This is a genomic window from Pseudomonas sp. HY13-MNA-CIBAN-0226 (genome assembly GCF_040310305.1).
GTDB lineage: Bacteria > Pseudomonadota > Gammaproteobacteria > Pseudomonadales > Pseudomonadaceae > Aquipseudomonas > Aquipseudomonas gregormendelii.
Genome location: NZ_JBEOPS010000158.1, coordinates 1 through 286, shown reverse-complemented (window position 1 = coordinate 286; position 286 = coordinate 1). Strand labels below are relative to the sequence as shown.

1 protein-coding gene is annotated in these 286 nt (G+C 47.6%); it reads left to right on the top strand.

Going from position 1 to position 286, the window contains the following annotated elements:
* Positions 1–286, top strand: a 286-nt coding sequence (locus tag AAEZ05_RS28210; protein WP_350649859.1) for a DUF2345 domain-containing protein, incomplete at both ends; no start/stop codon positions are given.

Genomic DNA, 286 nt, shown 5'->3' with positions numbered 1-286 from the left:
TAGTGGCGATAGTCATCATCAAGTCAGTAGCGAGTCTCTCAATATCATAGCCGATGGTCAGTTTAGTATGACCAATGCCAAAGAAAATATCACCCTATCCGCCCATACAGGGAAACTGGAAGCAACCGCCAAGCAAGATGTGAACATCGCCTCCTCCACCAAAGAGGTAGAAGTCGTGGCAACCAATAAAGTGACGATAACGGCAGGCGGTGCGAGTATTACTTTGGATGGTAGCAATATCACTATCGCCGCCAAAGAGGTGACGGAAAAAGCAGGTAAGCACAGT